General features: G+C 56.3%; 20 protein-coding genes and 1 tRNA gene. 6 read left to right on the top strand and 15 right to left on the bottom strand.

Annotated features, from left to right (window positions below):
- Nucleotide 1: 1 nt before the first annotated feature.
- The 6 genes from rpoA2 to ACPLPM_RS13880 form a co-directional block, all read right to left on the bottom strand.
- Nucleotides 2–1,156: a DNA-directed RNA polymerase subunit A'' gene (rpoA2, locus tag ACPLPM_RS13905; protein ID WP_424357373.1), complete on the bottom strand. Its 1,155-nt coding sequence runs from the start codon at nt 1,154–1,156 to the stop codon at nt 2–4.
- Nucleotides 1,153–3,786: a DNA-directed RNA polymerase subunit A' gene (locus tag ACPLPM_RS13900; protein ID WP_424357372.1), complete on the bottom strand. Its 2,634-nt coding sequence runs from the start codon at nt 3,784–3,786 to the stop codon at nt 1,153–1,155. The genes rpoA2 and ACPLPM_RS13900 overlap by 4 nt, the downstream gene beginning before the upstream one ends.
- 16 nt (nt 3,787–3,802) lie before the next feature.
- A complete protein-coding gene (rpoB, locus tag ACPLPM_RS13895) occupies nt 3,803–5,620 on the bottom strand; it encodes a DNA-directed RNA polymerase subunit B (RefSeq protein ID WP_424357371.1) in 1,818 nt (605 codons plus the stop codon).
- On the bottom strand, nt 5,613–7,163 hold the full coding sequence (locus tag ACPLPM_RS13890) for a DNA-directed RNA polymerase subunit B'' (protein WP_424357370.1): 1,551 nt from the start codon (nt 7,161–7,163) through the stop codon (nt 5,613–5,615). The genes rpoB and ACPLPM_RS13890 overlap by 8 nt, the downstream gene beginning before the upstream one ends.
- Nucleotides 7,164–7,176: 13 nt before the next feature.
- Nucleotides 7,177–7,416, bottom strand: a complete 240-nt coding sequence (locus ACPLPM_RS13885; RefSeq protein ID WP_424357369.1) for a DNA-directed RNA polymerase subunit H — start codon at nt 7,414–7,416, stop codon at nt 7,177–7,179.
- 140 nt (nt 7,417–7,556) lie between these two features.
- Nucleotides 7,557–7,630, bottom strand: a tRNA-Lys gene (locus ACPLPM_RS13880).
- A 223-nt stretch (nt 7,631–7,853) separates the two neighbouring features.
- On the opposite strand from ACPLPM_RS13880, the gene ACPLPM_RS13875 reads away from it, so the two are divergent.
- Nucleotides 7,854–9,197, top strand: a complete 1,344-nt coding sequence (locus ACPLPM_RS13875) for an MBL fold metallo-hydrolase (RefSeq protein ID WP_424357368.1) — start codon at nt 7,854–7,856, stop codon at nt 9,195–9,197.
- Nucleotides 9,198–9,776: 579 nt separating this feature from the next.
- On the opposite strand, the gene ACPLPM_RS13870 is transcribed toward ACPLPM_RS13875, so the two are convergent.
- The 5 genes from ACPLPM_RS13870 to ACPLPM_RS13850 form a co-directional block, all read right to left on the bottom strand.
- Nucleotides 9,777–10,355, bottom strand: a complete 579-nt coding sequence (locus ACPLPM_RS13870) for a hemerythrin domain-containing protein (RefSeq protein ID WP_424357367.1) — start codon at nt 10,353–10,355, stop codon at nt 9,777–9,779.
- Between the two features lie 260 nt (nt 10,356–10,615).
- The gene (gene eif1A, locus ACPLPM_RS13865; protein WP_424357366.1) at nt 10,616–10,957 is read right to left on the bottom strand and encodes a translation initiation factor eIF-1A; all 342 of its coding nucleotides are present in this window, start codon (nt 10,955–10,957) and stop codon (nt 10,616–10,618) included.
- 320 nt (nt 10,958–11,277) lie between these two features.
- Nucleotides 11,278–11,445: a CxxC-x17-CxxC domain-containing protein gene (locus tag ACPLPM_RS13860; RefSeq protein WP_424357365.1), complete on the bottom strand. Its 168-nt coding sequence runs from the start codon at nt 11,443–11,445 to the stop codon at nt 11,278–11,280.
- Nucleotides 11,446–11,636: 191 nt separating this feature from the next.
- A complete protein-coding gene (locus ACPLPM_RS13855; RefSeq protein WP_424357364.1) occupies nt 11,637–11,816 on the bottom strand; it encodes a hypothetical protein in 180 nt (59 codons plus the stop codon).
- Between the two features lie 97 nt (nt 11,817–11,913).
- On the bottom strand, nt 11,914–12,402 hold the full coding sequence (locus ACPLPM_RS13850) for a pyridoxamine 5'-phosphate oxidase family protein (RefSeq protein WP_424357363.1): 489 nt from the start codon (nt 12,400–12,402) through the stop codon (nt 11,914–11,916).
- Between the two features lie 193 nt (nt 12,403–12,595).
- Here ACPLPM_RS13850 and ACPLPM_RS13845 point away from each other — a divergent pair, with 193 nt between their 5' ends.
- On the top strand, nt 12,596–12,727 hold the full coding sequence (locus ACPLPM_RS13845; protein WP_424357362.1) for a hypothetical protein: 132 nt from the start codon (nt 12,596–12,598) through the stop codon (nt 12,725–12,727).
- Nucleotides 12,728–12,852: 125 nt separating this feature from the next.
- Complete coding sequence (gene msrB, locus ACPLPM_RS13840) at nt 12,853–13,299, top strand: peptide-methionine (R)-S-oxide reductase MsrB (protein WP_424357361.1); 447 nt, start codon at nt 12,853–12,855, stop codon at nt 13,297–13,299.
- Nucleotides 13,300–13,432: 133 nt separating this feature from the next.
- On the opposite strand, the gene ACPLPM_RS13835 is transcribed toward msrB, so the two are convergent.
- From ACPLPM_RS13835 to ACPLPM_RS13820, 4 genes are all read right to left on the bottom strand, one after another.
- A complete protein-coding gene (locus tag ACPLPM_RS13835) occupies nt 13,433–13,579 on the bottom strand; it encodes a hypothetical protein (RefSeq protein WP_424357360.1) in 147 nt (48 codons plus the stop codon).
- A 102-nt stretch (nt 13,580–13,681) separates the two neighbouring features.
- Nucleotides 13,682–15,199 (bottom strand): DEAD/DEAH box helicase, encoded by a 1,518-nt coding sequence (locus ACPLPM_RS13830; protein WP_424357359.1) that lies wholly within the window; start codon nt 15,197–15,199, stop codon nt 13,682–13,684.
- 31 nt (nt 15,200–15,230) lie between these two features.
- On the bottom strand, nt 15,231–16,043 hold the full coding sequence (locus tag ACPLPM_RS13825; RefSeq protein ID WP_424357358.1) for an MBL fold metallo-hydrolase: 813 nt from the start codon (nt 16,041–16,043) through the stop codon (nt 15,231–15,233).
- Nucleotides 16,044–16,167: 124 nt separating this feature from the next.
- Nucleotides 16,168–16,332, bottom strand: a complete 165-nt coding sequence (locus ACPLPM_RS13820) for a hypothetical protein (RefSeq protein WP_424357357.1) — start codon at nt 16,330–16,332, stop codon at nt 16,168–16,170.
- Nucleotides 16,333–16,515: 183 nt separating this feature from the next.
- On the opposite strand from ACPLPM_RS13820, the gene ACPLPM_RS13815 reads away from it, so the two are divergent.
- From ACPLPM_RS13815 to ACPLPM_RS13805, 3 genes are all read left to right on the top strand, one after another.
- Complete coding sequence (locus ACPLPM_RS13815) at nt 16,516–17,580, top strand: hypothetical protein (protein ID WP_424357356.1); 1,065 nt, start codon at nt 16,516–16,518, stop codon at nt 17,578–17,580.
- A 115-nt stretch (nt 17,581–17,695) separates the two neighbouring features.
- Complete coding sequence (locus ACPLPM_RS13810; RefSeq protein ID WP_424357355.1) at nt 17,696–18,796, top strand: sodium:calcium antiporter; 1,101 nt, start codon at nt 17,696–17,698, stop codon at nt 18,794–18,796.
- Nucleotides 18,797–18,832: 36 nt separating this feature from the next.
- Nucleotides 18,833–19,270 (top strand): universal stress protein, encoded by a 438-nt coding sequence (locus tag ACPLPM_RS13805; RefSeq protein ID WP_424357354.1) that lies wholly within the window; start codon nt 18,833–18,835, stop codon nt 19,268–19,270.
- Nucleotides 19,271–19,483: the final 213 nt, after the last annotated feature.

Genomic DNA, 19,483 nt, shown 5'->3' with positions numbered 1-19,483 from the left:
CTCACTTCTTTCTCGTCGTACTAACAGCTAATAGTTCTACGTCGCCGGTGCCCAGCTGTATCGGCTGTCCTACAATGACATTTTCCGTGACACCGGTTAGTTCATCGACTTCTCCGGCCACGGCTGCGTCGAGGAGGTGGTTGACCGTAACCTCGAAAGCGGCCCTGGAAAGCACGCTGGCCTTCTCGCCGGATATGCCATGTCTGCCGATCTGCTTGACTTCGCCATCGATGGTCATCATGTCTGCGACGAGCATGATGTGCCTGATGTCGACGGTAAGGCCCTGCTCGGACAGCGTATCAAGCGTTTCTTTGATGATCGCGTTCCTCGCGGCCTCGATGCCCAGCACTTCGGCAATCTCGTTGATGTTATTCGTCCTCGTCCGGGCGGGATCTACCCCGTCCAGCTGGATGACTTTCTTAAGGACGGAACCCTGAGTATATATAACATACTCAGTTTCTTCCTTCCGAATAACGACACGACTGATGCCTTTGATACCTTTTAAAGGTATCGACTTGATTTTCTCTACCAGCTGAAGTAAGTCGCGGTACGAGGGCTCATCGGGGTTGATCACGAACTTGTTGTCCTTGATGACTGGCTCGTACTCGATCTCCTCTTTGATTCTGTCCGCGACTTCCTGCATGGTCATGCCACGCTGGAAGAGCTGCTTTTCGTTGATGTCGATGATTATGCTCATGTCGGTCAGGTTGGTCGAGACGACGCCCATGTCGGCGACGTTCGTCTCTTCCAGCTCCCAGCCGAGCTTCTTGACCGCGTCCCTGTTGCCCGATACGTCCGGGGTCAGGTGGATGGTCATCATGGGGGTGGACGGTTCCCGGCGGGCGTCCACGATCTCGATGATGCGTGGCAGGCCCAGCGTGACGTTGATTTCCGCCACACCTGCGTAGTGGAAAGTACGCATCGTCATCTGGGTACCCGGCTCGCCTATGCTCTGGGCGGCGATCATGCCGACCGCTTCGCAGCTCTGAACCTTCGCATTATGGTACGCCAGCTGGACCCTCTCGATGATCTGGTCGAGCTGCTTCCGGGTTATCTTGTGTCCCTTAAGGCGGGCCTTGAGGCCTTCGGCCATCTTGTAGGGCAGCTCAATCTTGTCGATCTCTGCGATAATGGTGTTTTCGGATAAGTTGCTCACTTGGAATCACCGCCGTTCAGCACGCTGTCGACAATGTTCGGGATGTTGACACCCTCACCGTAGTCGCTCTTCATCGGGTCTACGCCATCCTCTCCGTACAGGAACTGGACCACGATACCCCGGGTTTCTCTGACCGTGCCGTCGTGTTTCACTTCCAGATCCTGGAGTGCGTTGACGAGCCTCCTCTGCAGGTAACCGGACTGAGACGTACGGACTGCAGTGTCTACGAGACCTTCACGGCCACCCATTGCGTGGAAGAAGAACTCGGTCGGGTTCAGGCCTTTCTTATACGAGGACTCGACGAAGCCTCTCGCGTCCGCGCCTCTGTCGGCAGCCTGGAAGTGGGGCAGCGTGCGGTCGGTGTAGCCTCTCATGATACGCTCACCACGGACCGACTGCTGGCCTACGCAGCCTGCCATCTGGGTCAGGTTCAGGAAGCTGCCTCTCGCGCCCGAGCGAGCCATGATAACGGCCGAGTTATCCTCCTGGCTGCCCAGGAACTTGCCGGCGATGCCGCCTGCGCCGTCTCTTGCCTTAGCCAGCTCCTGCATGATCCGCATTTCCAGCGTCTCTTCCAGCGTGCGGCCCGGGAGCGGCTCCAGCTCGCCGTTGTCGTGAGCCTCGATTAGCTTCTTGACCTGTTTCGCGGAGTTGAGCATAGTGTCGGTGATCTGCGCTGTGGATTCCGCCGGGATGTCGGTATCGCTGATACCGTAGGAGAAGCCTCTCGCGGTGATCGCCCTGATAGCCAGACGGGTTACGTTGTCCAGGAAGCCGGAGGCCGTGTGCTCGTCGTAGGTCTTGACGATCCTGTCGAGGATCTTACCGCTGAAGGCACCTACTGCCTTTTCGTCGATGGTGCCGGTCTTCAGCTCGCCGTTGACAATGCGCACAAACGCGTCCTTCTCGCACAGCTCGTTCTTGCATTCCTCGCAGTTCTCGCAAACCTTAGCCTTGTAGGTCATGTCGAGGCCTTCGGGCAGGATCTGGCTGAAGATCTGCTTGCCGGAGTAGTACTTTACGCCGTTCTCGGTCCTGTACGGCTCGGGCAGCTCGTGGACGTTCACCTTGCTCAGGATTTCCAGCGCATCGGTCTCCGAGTACACCCTGTAGCCCTTGGTCAGGAGGTAGATGCCCGATACGTGGTCGTGCAGGCCGCCGATGATGGGGCCGCCGAACCTCGGGGACAGGATGTTCTCCTGGACGAGCATGAGGATACGGGCTTCTGCGAGCGCCTCCATGGTCTGCGGGACGTGCAGGTTCATTTCGTCACCGTCAAAGTCGGCGTTATACGGAGCGCAGACTGCGGGGTTGAGCCTGAACGTCTTGTGGGGCATGACCCGCACGAAGTGGGACATGATACTCATTCTGTGCAGCGACGGCTGCCGGTTGAACAGCACGATGTCGCCGTCTTTCAGCTGCCGGTCGATCTTCCAGCCGACCTCGATCTGGTCAGCCAGCTCGCTGCAGTTCTTGTCGGTGATCTTGAGCCTGCGGCCGTCGGCACGCTTGACGTAGTTGGCGCCCGGGTGGTTCTCGGAGCCACGCCTGACGAACTCTCTGACGACCTCGATGTTGAACGGGGTAACCGTTACTGGCACGGTCATTTCCTTGGCGATCCGCATCGGTACGCCGACCTCGTTGATGCTGAGGTTCGGGTCCGGGGAGATGACTGTACGGGCGCTGAAGTTGACACGCTTACCGGATAAGCTGCCTCTGAAACGGCCTTCCTTACCCTTGAGACGCTGGGACAGCGTCTTGAGCGGCCTGCCGGATCTGTGCCTCGCCGGGGGTACTCCGGATACTGCGTTGTCCATGTAGGTGGTCACGTGGTACTGGAGCAGTTCCCACAGGTCTTCGATAATTAACTGCGGTGCGCCTGCATCACGGTTCTCCTGGAACCGCTGGTTGATCCTGATGATGTCTACGAGCTTGTGGGTCAGGTCGTCTTCAGAGCGCTGGCCGGACTCGAGGGTGATGGACGGGCGGACGGTAACCGGGGGAACGGGCAGTACGGTCAGTACCATCCACTCGGGCCTGGCGTTCTTCGGGTCCATGCCGAAGACTTCGATGTCTTCGTCCGGGATCATCTCGAGCCTGTCCCTGACATCGGTCGGCATCAGCTTGTGGCCGTCCTCGATGTAGCCGGTGGGCTTCTCGAACTTGATCTCCTTCTGCTCTTCGCCGCAGTACGGGCAGGTGGTGCCCTTGGCGTCCTTGAAGACGTTCTTGACGATCTCGTCGATGGGCTGGCCCAGCCTCTGGGCGGTCTGGATCTGCCTGAGGTACTCGGTCTTGGTCTTCTCGTCCATGAGGAGCCTGCCGCACTTCCTGCAGGTCGTGCGGAGTACCTTGCGGAGGAGCCTGGCAAAGCCGACGTGGATGACGGGGGCTGCCAGCTCGATGTGGCCGAAGTGGCCGGGGCATTCGCCGGGGCGGCCGCCGCAGGTCCTGCAGCGTAATCCCGGATCAATGACGCCAAGCCGGGGGTCCATCAGGCCCATGTCGATTGGGTAGCCGTCATCGTCGTAGGTGTCGGCAGTAATGATCTTGGTAACGCTCATCTTCCTGATCTCTGCCGGGGAGAGCAGGCCGAAGCGTATCTTCTTGATTCTCTTGGGGCTGGTCATCTTTTTTCCTCCTTCCTCACACTGCGTCCTCGAGCTCCAGCCTCGGTGCGATACCGAGCGCCTTCATCTCATCTAAGAGCAGCTTAAACGCGTAGCTCATCTCGATCTTGTAAATGTTAGTGTCCGCACCGCAGTTCGGGCAGTAAATGACTTTCCGCTTCTTGTCCTCGGTGGCGACCATGCCGCAGTTGTTGCAGACGTACTCGAACACCTTGTCCGACTCGTCCAGCAGCCTCTCCTTAAGAGCCATGGCTGCGCCGTGGCCGATCATGACATCACGTTCCATTTCACCGAACCTCAGACCGCCTTCTCTGGCACGGCCTTCGGTCGGCTGCCTGGTGAGCACCTGCACGGGGCCTCTGGACCTGGCGTGCATCTTCGAGCTGACCATGTGGTACAGCTTCTGGTACAGGATGACGCCTACGAACACGTCGGCGACGATCCTCTCGCCGGTGGTGCCGCTGTAGAAGACTTCCTTGCCCCCGTGGGAAAAGCCGAACTTCTTCATGGTCGACCTCATGTTCAGCTCCTCTTCGTTGTTGAAGGGGGTGCCGTCGACGAACCTGCCTTCGAGGCTGCCCATCTTGCCGCCGATCATTTCCAGGACGTGGCCGATGGTCATACGGGATGGGATAGCGTGCGGGTTGATGATAAGGTCGGGTACCAGGCCGTTCTCAGCGAAGGGCATGTCTTCCTGCTGGGCGATCAGGCCTATGACGCCCTTCTGCCCGTGCCTGGAAGCGAACTTGTCGCCGAGTTCAGGAACACGCTGGTCTCTGGTGCGAACCTTGGCCAGCCTGCTGCCGTTCTGGGTCGCCGTGAGGATGACCGTGTCGACGATGCCTTTCTCGTTACTGCGCATCGTGACCGAGGTCTCACGCCTCTTGAGCGGGGTGATGCCGCCGAGGTCGGTAGGCTCTTCCAGGAATCTCGGGGGGCTGGTCTTGCCGATTAAGACATCGTTCGGGCCGACGACGGTCTCCGGGTTCACTAACCCGTCCTCGTCGAGCTGCGAGTAGAATTCGGACTCCCTGGCGCCCCTGACTTCGGCGTCGGGCACCTCAAAGGTGTCCTCCTGGCCGCCGGGGTACCTGCGCTCCTCACCTTCAGTCGTCCTGAAGAAGTGGGAACGGCCGAGGCCCCTCTCGATGGAGCCGCGGTTGAAGACGAGAGCATCTTCAATGTTGTAGCCTTCGAACGAAAGAACTGCTACCACGAAGTTCTGGCCGGCGGGCCTCTCGTTGAAGTTTACGGCTTCCGCAGTCTGGGTGTTGACGATAGCCCGCTGCGGGTAGTGCAGGAAGTGGCCTCTGGTGTCCGGCCTGAGTTTCTGGTTTGCCGTGCTCATGCCCAGGCACTGCTTGATCATGCCTGCGCCCATCGTTACTCTCGGAGATGCGTTGTGCTCCGGGTACGGGATCATGCCTGCGGCGATACCCAGAATAAGCGACGGGTTCAGCTCGAGGTGAGTGTGCTCTTTGTTGAGCTGCGACTCGTCGATGGCGATGAAGGTATTTTCCTCTTCTTCTGCGTCGATGTACTCGATCAGGCCTCTCTTGACGAGATCGTCGAACGAGATCTCGCCCCTTCTGAGCTGCTCGGTGTCTTCCTGGGTGATCTGGGCCTTACCGTCTTTAACGATAATCAGGGGCCTTCGGGCCCTGCCCATGTCGGTGTTGATGATGACTTCGTTGGTGAGCTTGTGGTGTGCTATGTTGATCTGGTTGGAGACGAGGCCCTGCCTTCTCTTCTCCCTGATGCTCTCGACGAGCTCGGTCGGGTTGTCGTGCATCCCTACGAGTGCGCCGTTGACGAATACTCTCGCCTTATTCAACTGTACCCCTCCTTAAGGGCTGAACGCCAGCTTCAAGCATGACTTTCTTGATCGATTCATCGTCCTCTACGCCAGTCGACAGCTCTACCGACATGGCGAAATTCTTCACCAGACCGCAGTTCGGTCCTTCAGGCGTCTCGGAAGGACAGATTCTGCCCCACTGGGTAGCGTGAAGGTCACGAGCCTCGAAGTGCGGCTGAGCCCGGGACAGCGGGGATATGACACGGCGTAAGTGAGACAGCATGGCCATGTAGTCAATCCGGTCCAGCAGCTGGGACACACCGGTCCTGCCGCCGACCCAGTTGCCCGTAGCCAGCGGGTGGATGAGCCTCTCGGTCAGGACGTCTGCCCTGACTGCCGTGATCATGTACAGCTCTCTGTTACGCATGTTGGCCCTCTCGAGCTGGTACTTGATATCCCTGGTGAGCCTGTTGAACGAGACCCTGAACAGGTCCTCCATCAGGTCTCCCGCGAGCTTGAGCCTCTTGTTAGAGTAGTGGTCCTTGTCATCCGGAGCCCTGCGGCGGAGTGCCAGCTCACAGCAGGCTTCGGCCATCCTGCCCAGGAAGTACGCCTTGGTAATCCTGGATTCGCCCAGCTTCGGGTCGTCCGGTCCGAGGCGCTCGAAGTTTTCGGGGTTCAGGTGGGGGAGCAGGTAGCGGTCGATGACGTAGAAAGCCCTCTTCCTCTGGTAGTCCTTAGCCTGGCCGGCGGCGACACGCTTGCCGATCTTCTCCATGGCGGACTCGGAAGTGTCTGCCTCGGCCTCGTCCAGGTTCTCCAGCATGAACTTCTGGATTTCCGGGTCGTCCGAAACTGCGTTGACGATCTCCTGGTCAGTCTCCAGGCCCAGCGCCCTCATCAGCATGACGAGGTTCAGGCGGCCCGAGATGGACGGGAAGGATACTTCCAGGATAGACTTGCGGCCTCTCTCCACGATAACCAGTGCCCGGTAGCCCCTGCGCTGGGAGAACACCTTGGCCACCTCGATCTGGTCGCCGTAGCGGTCGTCGTACTCGACCATGATCTTGTTGGGGGCGAGGTCTTCGAGGGTCATGATGACACGCTCGGTACCGTTGACGATGAAGTATCCGCCGGGGTCTACGGGGTCTTCGCCGTGCTTCACCCACTCGTCCGGAGTAACCCTGGCAAGGTTGCACTTGTTGCAGCCGATCATGATCGGCATCTGGCCGATGTTGACCTCGATGAAGTCGCCCTCGATCTCGCCGCGGACGATGGCCATCTCGAGGAAGATCTCGGCTGCGTAGGTGATGTTCCTCAGCCTGGCCTCGGTCGGGTAGAGCGGCTCCACGGAACCGTCAGCTTCCCTGACTACCGGGTTACCCACCCGGATCTTGCCCAGCTTGACCTTTACCGGCTCGATGTTGTGCTCGATGTCCTCGATGTCAGTCTCGATGAATCCCTGCTCGTCAATGACTTTCTGCAGGCCCTGCTCTAGAAAAACGTTAAAAGAGTCAATGTGATGCTGCGCAATTTTTTTACGGGTAAAATACGCTTTACTAAGTACGGTTCGGTCTAACACGGTGGAATCCCTCTTACTCGATGACGAGCCTGTATGCTACGGCCTTGCCCGCAGTGAGGCTCTTCCTGATGATCCTGATAACGTCGCCTGGCTGCGCACCGATCTGCTTGACGACTACGTCGGAGGTCTTAATTTTCGGCAACTGACCTTTAGAAATGTTGTATCTTTTCAGTACTTCGGCTGATTCCTCTTCGCTCAGAAGGATGTGATCGGGCACCAGCTCGTGCTCCAGAACGTTAAATTTTTTAGTCAAACCTGCCTTCCTCCTTAAAACTGCATGGTGGTATTGCATTGCCTGGCAATGCACCGCATCTCGGCGAGATGCTCGCATTCCCTGGGATGCGTCCGCATTGTTATACAATGCGCAAAATAGTTCTATAAATATAGGGTGAGCGGGCTCATGGGGATTTGAACCCCAGGCCGCCTGGTTAAAAGCCAGGCGCTCTACCTAACTGAGCTATGAGCCCTCTCCAGATGATGCAACGTTGGTTTTTAGTTTTTGTCAAATTCGCGACACCGATAGGATGTATCGCGGCACTCACCATACAGTTATAGAACTTATTATTTGACGGCACTATGAATAGCGTATCTAGGATTTATAGTTTTCCGTACTGAAAAATGATGGGTAGTGCCATATATTAACTATTTTTCACACTTATCACGGTATAGCAATTATCTCGTATTTATATTATGAGGGAAGAGAAATGGTTAAATAGATACGCGGGAAAGAGCCTATGCCTTAAGTATACGCCTGGCGTACAGGCTTCTTTTCCCTTTTATACGGAGGTTATTAGCATACAGATCAGTATTCACGGGGCGGGCCGGGAAGTCGGCAGATCAGCCTTTCTCATCGACGATAAAATTCTGCTGGACTACGGCATCAAGCCGAGCGACCCGCCCGAGTACCCGCTGGGCGACGTCAGGCCCGAGGTAGTGGTCGTATCTCACGGCCACCTCGATCACTGCGGCGTAGTCCCTAACCTGATGGACATGGAGCCGAAGGTCATCGCGACACCCCCCACCAAACAGCTCACCAGGCTACTGGCAGAGGACACCATGGAGATCGCAGAGTCCTCCCACGCGCTCGTACCTTTCGACCCGGCGGACATGCGCCAGCTCATGCGCCTGACCCGGGAGATGGAGTACCTGGACGCATACGAGCACAATAGTCACACTATTACCCTGTTCGACGCCGGCCACATACCCGGCAGCTCTCTCGTCTACGTGGAAAACGGGGAGAAGTCGCTGCTCTACACAGGGGACATCAAGAACACCGACACCCGGCTGCTCCGGGGCTCGAAGGTCCACTACCCCGAGGCAGACGCTCTCATGATCGAGAGCACCTACTTCGGCAAGGACCACCCGGACAGGCAGAAGCTGGAGGAAAAGTTCATAGAGTCCATCCGGTACACGCTGGACATCGGCGGCAACGTCGTCATCCCGAGCTTCGCCATCGGCAGGACCCAGGAAATCCTCCTCATCCTCAAGGAGTACCGCATCCCGTCCTACGTCGACGGCATGGGCAGAGAAGTCACCGACATCTTCCTCAAAGAGCCGGAGTACCTCCGGGACCCGGGCCGGCTCAGGTCCGCCTACGGTTACTCTACTACGGTGAAAGGCAGCATGAGAAAATCCCTCATGGACGAGCCCTGCGTCGTAGTAACCACCGCAGGCATGCTCAACGGCGGCCCCGTGCTGAGCTACCTCAAGAAGATCTACGATAACCCCAAGAATAAGGTCATGCTCACCGGCTACCAGGTAGAGAACACCAACGGCCGCACCGCCCTGACCACCGGGACCATGGACCTCGACGGCGAGATCGTGAAGCTCCGGTGCCAGCTCGAGCAGTACAGCTTCAGCGCCCACAGCGGCGATTCCGAGCTCAAAGCCATCGTCAAGCACATGGTCGACAGAGGCACCACCGACGTCTTCTGCGTCCACGGCGACAGGACCGAAGAGTTCGCCGCCTGGGTCAAACAGGAGTACGACGTCAACGCCTACGCACCGAAGATCGGGGACGAGTACATCATTTAAGCACCTCTGACACGCCGGCTGCCATGTCGAGAGTACCATGGCGGCCCGGCGATATGGTGACCGAGGGAGAAACAATAACAAAAGCAAATATTCTTACCACGGCGGCACAGCGACACGGCGATAGAGTGAAATGGGATAACAAGACCTAATGTTTTTACCACGGCGGCACAGCGACACGGAGACAGTGCATTGCCGTAACAGGGTACTCTTTTTTAGTCCACGGCGACACGGAGACAGTGAATTAACCAATAACGGCTTACTGGCCAGGTGTTTCAGTAAATTATAATGATCACATGACCGGTTAATTACGTTCTATAGTGATTTCTGGTTTCTCCAGTATAGTAACAATAGAAGGATTGTCTCTATGCCGTCAGCCCGCCGTGCCGCCGTGGATCAATAAAACCTGTGTCTTGCTATTCGGGTACAGGTTGTCTCTGTGCCGCCGTGCCGCCGTGGTTCAAATAACCCTCCGGCGATCGTTTCTCGAATTGTCTCCGTGCCGCCGTGCCGCCGTGGTTTGAACCTCTGCTCTCCAGTTGTTGGTATGCGGAGCCGTATCGCCAAGGTTACGAGTTTAGCTTAAGCTTGGGCTCCTGGTGGTGCTCTGCTCTTCTGCTCGGCCTTTCTGCGCTCGAGGTCTTCGATGATGCGCTTGTGCTCACCGTGGTAAAGCCCGCTGTCGAAGGCTGAGAAGTCCAGGAGCATCTGGTCTTTTTCTTCTTTCGTGAAGTAGTCCATGCTCGGGTAGAAGAAGTGTTTCTCTTCTTTTTCAATGTGCTGCGGGTAGAAGATCGTGATGATGTTCAGGGCTGAGATGACTTTGGCCATCGCTTCCTTGTCTCCTGTGACGAAGCTGTTTTTGGCTTCCTCTATCTCGTCCACCGTCCTGCGGGCGAAGGCATGCTCCTGGATCAGGTCTTCCAGGGTCTTCCGGAGTTCGGGGGTGATCTCTTTTTTTTCGAGGGCGGAGAAATAGATGTTCTCTTCTTTGCCGTGGTGGCAAATGTCGGTGAAGTGCCTCATGAAGTACACCGTCGTTTCGAGAAACACGGGATCGACCACGTGATATTCCCCGATCCAGTCCATTTCGTCCTTCACGAGGTTGATCATCCTGTCGATCAGCCTGTGCTCTATCATCAATTGCCCTATGGGTAACATAAGATGCCCTTCGCTGCCCGCGAAAAGCTACTGCGGGTGCCTTTCATACTCGGTGCCCGGAATGATAACGTTTTTCAAAAGATGTCGTAAGAGTTGAATCGGGTAAAACGAGTATATTATTGTCAGTTTCGCGAACTCGTGCGAAACTGGCACTATTGATATCCCGGCCTCGACGGCCGCCGGATACCTGTACGCCCGCATCAGCCTTTACCTGCAATGTTCGGGTAAACGGATCTTTGACGGGCGAGCCGGTTCTCTGGCTAACCGTTGTTAAAGTAGCCTTTCTTGCTGAGCCAGTCGGTCTGCGGGCCTGTGTATCTCCAGACTACGTCGCCTTTTTCATCCTGGATTTCCCAGGGCACGACGATGACTGTGTCCCCTTCTCTGACCCACGTCCTCTTCTTCATCTTTCCCCTTATGCGGCACATGCGCGTAGTGCTGTCCATGCACGATACCGTGACACGGCTGCCCCCTAACATGCCTGTGACTGTGCCCAAAATTTCCCCCTGGTCCTTCCTCGGGGTTCTGACACGTACGACCTCTCCACCTGTGCTTGCGGATGATGGCTTCTTTGCAACACGCTTCTGACTATTTCTATTCAATGTATCATCTCTCCTTCTTTTTTCTTGATTCGCTAAACTTGTTCCACTTCGGTCCCGGGTCTGCCCGGGCTGCTGGTGCGGTGCTGTCAGACGAGCCGAATCGTCCCCGGACGATCCTTGATCGTCCGCTGACGACGGTTGATCGTCCGCTGACCCGGTTACAAAAACAGACGGCACAAGATTCCCTCTCGCTGATCGAGACGGGCATGCCTTGATGATCTAAGCTTGAAACTGGTACCAGACGAACTCCTCCTCGTACTAATTCGGAATACGAAGAGGTCGCCTCCGAATTCACTCGGCGGGCCGGTGGCCGCCGGCTCTTAAAATCTCGGCTTCCTGTGCTTGGGGAAGCAATCCTGACAGTATACCGGCCTGCCTTCGGTCGGCCTGAAAGGCACTTCGCATTCCTGTCTGCAGTCGGCACAAGTTGCCTTGTGCATCTCTCTCGGGCCGAAGTTCCTCCGGCCACTGAATCCATAATCACTCATTATAATCTCTCTAACTCTATAAATTCTGCATTATAATTAACACTGATATACTATTTATATGTATGTTATTTTGTGGACCTGAATATAGCAACCGCTCACAAACGGGGCTTACCGTTCCCGATCTGATCGGTTTCGGCTCTGACACTGTCCGGGTAAATAGTAATGCAGCTTTTTAATTGGGCGTGCCCGTCTCAGAGCTCGTCATCATCGGATACGACAGTTTCGTCGATCTCGTATAACACGGGTGAGCTAGTTTCTTCCTGCTCGTCTGGCAAGCCTGCGTGGCCCACTTCGGGCACGTTTCCTTTTTTCTGCTTGGTCGTGTAGCAAAAATAGTGGGCGAATGTCTCCATGTCATTGATTACGACCATGTCCCTGTGAAGGGCGGCTATTGAAAAATATCGCAAATAGTACGCTTCCCTGTATTTCTATTAAGGCGGTCGAGCATTTATACTTTCACTAATAATTTTATTTGCCGCCGCCAGCGTTCTTTAAACCGACAATCTGTTCCACATCTACCAGCTTCCAGACAGCGGTCATGCTGTCGGACATGATGGCGTCGAAGGGCTCGTCCGGGGAATGCCCCAGCGCTGCCAGCGCGTTCCGGGATATCTTCCTGGACTTGAACATGTCGAGGAACCTGCTCCGGATGCTGCGGGCATCATCACCTTTTTTTACCTCTGTCAGCCTGCCTGTGAGCGTGACGAACTTGTAGGTGGACATGTCCGGGGCATAGTGTTCGACCTCGACCGAGACTTCGGGGTTCTTCGAGAAGTACTCGACCTTCTTGCCGTACCTGGTCGATAAAAAGTACATGTACCTGCCGTCGAACACGTACATGAACGGGGCGATGTACGTGCTGCCGTCGCCTTTGAAGGCAATGCGGGCGATGAACTGCTCTTTGATCAGCTGATCGTATTCTTCCCTGGGCATCGGTGGTATCTTCAGGATGTTCACGGGCTATCCTCCGGTTGCATTGTAATTTTATAGACGGTCTGATATGATAAGCCCGGCTGACGGAAATGCCGGTCTCTCGCCTTTCCTGTCATTCGGGCCAACGTTTTCAAGCGATATTTATATAACCATATCAATAGTGATCGATAAGTATATCTACTAAAATATACTAAATTTGTTTTCCGGAGTAAAAACCATGGAAAAATGTTCGAAATGCAAGAGAAACGCAAGCCTTCCTTTCTATGCCATGCTCAACGGTAAGCTGGTCGTGCTTTGCTTCACCTGCGCGTGCAAGAGCTCGGGCCTGCCCGGCGAGCTTAAGGCTTAAACTTTTGAGAAAGCCCTGCTGACGCGATCGGTTTACCCGTCCAGCATCTATCCCGTCGGGTTTATCCAGCCTAAAAATTATCATATAGTGCAATCTGATTCTTCTGTAAGGTGGAAGTGAAGCCGATGACACAGTCTACAAAACCTGCCAAAGAAGAGCTGAAGAAAAAGCTGACACCTCTGCAGTACGAGGTCACCCAGGAGAACGGCACGGAGCCGCCGTTCCGGAATGAGTTCTGGGACGATCACCGGGAGGGAATCTACGTAGATATCGTCTCGGGCGAGCCCCTGTTCAGCTCGAAGGACAAGTTCGACTCAGACTGTGGGTGGCCCAGTTTTTCTAAGACGATCGAGGGCATCAAAGTCGAGGAGAAGCGAGACGTAAGCCACGGCATGGTGCGTACTGAAGTGCGGAGCAAGGATGCAGACTCTCATCTCGGCCATCTGTTCAACGACGGCCCGGCGCCGTCCGGCATGCGCTATTGCATCAACTCTGCGGCGCTGCGGTTCATACCTAAAGACGACCTCGAAAAAGAGGGGTATGGTAAATATAAAAAATTGTTCGAAAAATAGGCCCCGGTGAGTTCCAGACAGAGGTCTCTATGGCCGGAACGGGTGCGCGGGCAGCGCATGCCCCGGCCTGATCGGGAGGCCCGCAACCCACAGGCTAAGGTAGTCCATTTACCATGGCTGTCAGCTGCTTGCCTCAAACCTTGTATATGTCCTCGCCCATCGGGCCTTTGACCGGCTCCTCCGCTGGCTCTATGTTTCGGATCTCTTTTTTCCGCTGGCGTTTCTTCTTGTCTGTCTCTGCTGCTTCCTCTTTCTCTTCTTCGGGCTTCTTCTCCGGCATAATCATTTCTCATCAGACGATGGGAGCCCACGCTGATAAAACTAAGTAAAATCGCTGACGACAACCCCGGCTGTCAGGGCCGCTATCGGTATCGGGAGCGGGTTATTTTTTCCCGCCCTTCTTTTTGGTAAACTGTTTAAAAGCGCCGCCTTTGGGGCCCTGTCCGCCGCTTTTCTTTCTGTCGGCTTCTTTGCTCCGGGGAGCCTGCTCCCTGTGGCCGTAGCCTTTACTGTGGCCGCCTTTCTTTGCGTAGCTCGTGCCCTTACCCCGGCTGCCTTTCTCTGTCTTTTTCTCGGGGGCTTTCGGCTCCGGCACTTCGGTCAGCCTGACCTGGGGCTTTTCATCCGCCTTGCTCAGAAGCCGGAGGGCGGCCGCCAGGATGGTGGCCGAGTCGCCGGTCTTAAGCAGGGTCTCGGCGTAGTCCCGGTAAAAGGACAGGTCCCTGATCTCGATCTCGCCCTGAATTTTTTCTATGGCCACCTCTATACTTTTCTCGGTAGACTCTGCTCCGCCCGGAACCGGTTTGCTGGTGATCTTATGATCGATCGTCTGCTCGATGGCATCTAAGACCGGCTTGTCCCTCGGAGTTACAAAAGTAGTCGCCGTTCCCGCATTTCCGGCCCTGCCCGTGCGGCCGATCCTGTGCACGTAGCTGTCCGGGTCCTGGGGTATGTCAAAATTATAGACGTGGGTGACACCCTGGATATCCAGGCCTCTCGCCGCAACGTCTGTGGCTACCAGAATGCTGACCTCGCCGGCCTTGAACTTGTCCAGCGTGTTCTCCCGCTGGTACTGGAGCAAATCCCCGTGGAGGCCCAGCGCGTGGTATCCCCTCTCTACGAGGGCTTTGGCCAGCTCGCCTACTCTGACCCTGGTCATGACGAACACGATGGCCAGCTCGGGCTTTTCCTGGTCGAGCAGCCGGGTCAGCACTTCGAACTTTTGCTTCTCGGGCATCTCGATGTAATGCTGTGCTGTAGTAGGCACAGTGATGCCCTCTTCCTCAAATTCGATCAGCTCAGGGTCTCTCAGGTATTTCCTGGCAAGCATCTGCACAGGCGGCGACAGCGTGGCCGAAAACAGCATCGTCTGCCGCCTTTCGGGCATCTTTTTGAGGATCTTCTCGACTTCGTCGATGAATCCCATGTCGAGCATCTTATCGGCTTCGTCGAGGACACAGAACTTGATCTCGTTAGTTTTGATGTACTGCCGCCTCATGTGCTCCAGCAGGCGGCCCGGGGTGCCGGCTATTATCTGCGGCAGGTCTTCCAGGGCTTTTACCTGCGACCTGAAGTCCTGGCCGCCATAAATTGGTATAGTTCGGATGCCTCTAACCTGGCCTATGCGGTTCAGCTCTTCCGCTACCTGGGTCGCGAGCTCGCGGGTAGGCACGACGATAAGGCCCTGTACACCTTTAGATGTCGGCCTGATGGCCTCAATCATCGGAATGCCGAACGCCGCCGTCTTCCCCGTACCAGTCTGGGCGTGCCCGATCAGGTCTTTTCCCTCCATGGCCAGAGGAATCGCCTGCTCCTGGATGGGCGTCGCTTCCTCAAAACCCATATCCTGGACCGCTCTGACTATGCTCGGTGTTAAATTTAACTCAGTAAACTTGACCATCTGTGAAACTCCATTTTCGGATTACGTGTCTCTAATATCGCCGCTCGTCGTTATAGACGATTCCGCAGCTGTCGAACCGGATGACAGCTCCGCTGCCCCGGGAGGTCTTCTCCGGCTTCCCGATCAGCTTGCCATCGAGGACCTTTTTGACGCCTTTTTGCATGTCCGAGAGGGTCGACGGCTTCAGAGCGACTCTGCCGTGGGCCGGGTATAGCGCCTCGACTTTATTCTCCATAGCTGCCAGTTTGTTCACGCTGTTCATAAAGATACTCAGCGGCATGCTGCCCTCCAGGTTAAGCAGCGTGTTGCCTTCCATGATGTTGTCAGCCGTGAACAGCCACTTCTCTTTCCGGTCGTACAGGCTGACGCTGCCCGGAGTGTGCCCCGGAGTCTCGATGACGTCCACCACTCTGCCTCCGAGGTCGAAGCTCAGCTCGCCGGAGAACGGGGCAAACCGCTTCAGGGGGGCGTGAACCCACGCGTCTTCGGAGAAGCCTTCGGGCAGAGGCTGATCCTTGAACCTCTGCATGATGTCGTGCCTGACCTTGGGGCTGAAGTTCTTTTTCAGCAGGGGTACATCCGCCTGGTGGATGCGGACGTTCTCGAAGCGGTAGTTACCGCAGGTGTGATCTGGGTGGCCGTGGGTGTTGATGACCGTGAGGGGCAGCGAGGTCAGGCTCGCCACCCGTGCATGCAGGTCTCCGATACCCCAGCCTGCATCTATCAGCAGCGCTTTTTCCTTCCCTGCCAGCAGGTACTGGCTTACCATGCCGGCATCCTCGATGCGCCACGTGTCTTTTGAAAGCTCGCTGACCTTGAGCCATGCTGAAACTGAATCTACCATTTAAAACCATCTCGTGTGACTGGAATATTCTTTATATCTCTACAGGTATTGAACCGTTCTTTCCCGTTACCGCGGCCGGAGGCAAAAACATCTGTGCCGGCTTGTGCCCGGCAGGCAAACCCTCTCAGAGCCTGAATGCTTTTTTAAACAGCCGGCTGATCGGGTTCTTCGGCTGCGGCCGATCGCAGTACGGCACCCGATCTTTAGCGACGTGATACTCCCTGCACTCGACGCAGTTCTTGTGTCTTCTGCAGTCTGTTTTCGGGCAGGGGCAGTCATCCCGGATCATGAATCCTAAGTGGCCTGCGGGAAACATATAGTTATCCTACGCCGGTTCCCGGGCAGCCCCTGCCTCTCCGGCTCTCGACAGGCTCCTGCATGCCGGATCTCGCTCATTATCGGCCTTAGTATTATCAAGTACAGGGTTTCAGCATTATTGGAACTTGCTGCCAAGTAACGGGGGGACTGACATTTGCTGCGCTTTAAGACTGTGAGCTGCCTGGACAAAGCGTGTACCGGGCTCGAAGCGTTTAGTCTGCTCGTGCCTGCCGGGTGGGGCTTCGAGGGGGGCGTCCGGTGGTCGGCAGATGATGCGATGATGCCTTCGACGAGCGGCTTCAAGCTCGCGGGGAACGGTGTGGAAATCCAGTCGCTTCCAGGCCAGGCATTTGTCTGGACCAGCCTGCCACAGGTCCTGCAAAGCCATCCGGCAGGTACCCGGTACCTTGGCGCTACTGTCTGTCCTCCTCTCGATGCTTCCGAATTCCTCGCTCTCATGATGATACCTGCCCTCCGGCCAGAGGTTGATGACCTGTCAATTATCCGGGGAATCCCCCCTGTTGACCTGGGGAGCACACTCGGGTTCGAGGCCACGTTAAGCCCCGGGGAGTCAGCCTTTTCCTGCGGAGCAGGCATGAGGGTACAGTACAGGGATCTGGATAAGCTTTACGAGGAAGTCCTCTACTGTACTGTGACCACGTTCACCTACAAGATTCCTGTGGGCAGCGCCTTCATCGACCATATCTTCTGGATGGCCGATCACCTGATTTCCATCCGGGCTGAACAGGGCAGGCTTGACGGGCTGAAAGATCTTTTACAGGCTATCCTGTACTCCTTCAGGATCAATCCCCTGTGGATGGAGAAAGCTAACCGGATCAACATATACCTGAAAGACCGCCAGCTGAATAAGCCGTACAGCCTGCGGCAGCTTGGCACCGAGATCGACGCAGCAGATATCCCCGGTGCCGACGGTTTGCAGACTAGCGCACTGCGGCAGTCCGGTTACCGGTGGATCGCAGACAGCCTCTGCGGCGTCAGCTCTCCCGGAGAGTACTACGACCCGATCCAGCAGATATGTGTGCGCCTGCCAATGGGCTTCGAGCACGCGTGGGCCCGCAGCACCGGCGAATATTTACTCTCTAACTCCGGTGACCCGATCGAAGATTCAGGCATCCCGGAGACGTGGAAGATCATGGAGCGGATTAATCTTGAATCTCCGGTGGTGGGGCCTTCGGAGACTTCTGCCACCTGTGCCTGAGCCTGGCCGGGGTGTTCCCGTAACCGTCTTCAAATCCCTGCCTGATCAGCGGGTCAACGGTTAACCACTTCAAAAACTATTTATCGCTCTGACGATTGTTAAGGATAGATATCCTATGGATCTAATCGTATTCATCCTGAGCTTCGTGGTCATCCTGGTGGGCTGCGAGCTCTTCACCAACGGTGTCGAATGGGTGGGCCGGCGTTTCAAGCTCTCGGAAGGCGCCGTGGGTAGCGTACTGGCTGCAGTCGGCACTGCGCTGCCAGAGACCATCGTGCCTCTGATCGCCATCCTGACCATCGGCGGGCACGCGGGCGAAGAGATCGGTGTAGGTGCCATCCTGGGCGCACCTTTCATGCTGACGACCCTGGCCCTGTTCGTATGCGGCCTCTCCGTGCTGATGTTCCAGCGCAGGCGGGGCACTAAGACACTCCACGTAAACGGCACGCTGATCAGGAGAGACTTAAAATTCTTCCTGCTGGCCTACGGGCTGGCTGCGGTCGCCGCTCTGGCTCCGCCGGAATACGGCCTTTTCAAGTGGGTGCTGGGCTTCTGCCTTGTGCCGCTCTACATCGTCTACACCATCTATACGATGAAGACCGGGGAAACCGTGGGCGAAGACGGCGAGGAGATGAAAAACCTCTACCTGGATAACGTGGTCAGAAAGTGCACCGGCAAGGAAGGCAAGCCTGTCGAGTGCCCGGCTGACGTGAATGTCGCCGATCTGAAAAAGACCCTCCACGCCGCAGAGCCATCGACCCTGCTGATCATCGTGCAGGTACTGGCTTCGCTGGGCCTCATCATCCTGGGCGCCAACATGTTCGTCAGCCAGATCAAGGACATCGCGACGTTCCTGGGCATCAATCCCCTCATCCTGTCGCTGATCATAGCACCTATCGCAACCGAGCTGCCGGAAAAGTTCAACAGCATGCTGTGGATCCGGGAAAAGAAAGACACGTTCGCCATCGGCAACATCACCGGCGCAATGGTCTTCCAGAGCTGTATCCCGGTCACGATCGGTATACTGCTGACTGGCTGGCACCTGGATATTACTGGCAGGATCGGCCAGCTGCAGGCGGCGGCAATCGCCATCGCGCTGCTTTCCGGCATCATCCTCTACCTCGAATCCAGCCATAAGGAGATCAAGATGTCAGGCCTGATGATCGGAGGCTTGCTATACCTTGCTTTCATCGGACTGGTCCTGCTGTTCATCTGAACCTGGGGAGCTAAAGTGTATAAAGGAGATATCGTCATGGAAGAGCTGAAATACACAAAAATACTGGTGCCGACCGACGGCTCGGACTACTCGTGTTTCGCCGCGGAACATGCAGCCTACCTGGCCCGCTCGCTGGGGGCAAAGATCTACATCCTGAACGTCGTCAACGTCGATCTGGCCTTCAGGTCAGGGATCCACTACGCCGAGGGCATGACCGAGCTCCGGCAGGCGGGGAACGAGGCCACCGCCAGGGTCAGGCAAATCTGCGAGAAGCAGGGCGTCGAATGCGAGGAGATCATCGTCAAAGGCCAGCCGGCTGATACGATCGTCCGGGTTTCTAAAGAGATCTGCGCGAGCTGTATCGCTATCGGCTCCATAGGCACGTCTGCCATCGAGCGGGTGCTCATCGGCAGCGTGTCCGAAAAAGTGATGAGGCACGCTAACTGTCCGGTGCTTCTCGTCAGGCATAAGTAACAGTTCACGGGCCGCTCTCAGGCGGACTGCTTAAGAACCGTGGGGCGCTACGGTCTGTCTGGCCACTGCGCCCTTACTTTTTATGTGTGTATTGTATAGTCCTTTGTGAAACTTTTAGTACGGTCCGGCAGGTCTGGTTGACTGCCGGACCGTACTATTAGTTTCAAGAATGACTATACTTGCAATCGCAGTAGGGAGAGTTAATAAACTAGC

It is taken from the genome of Methanocella sp. MCL-LM (assembly GCF_049676595.1).
In the GTDB taxonomy this organism is placed as follows: Archaea; Halobacteriota; Methanocellia; order Methanocellales; family Methanocellaceae; genus Methanocella_A.
This window is presented reverse-complemented; position numbering and strand designations above follow the sequence as displayed.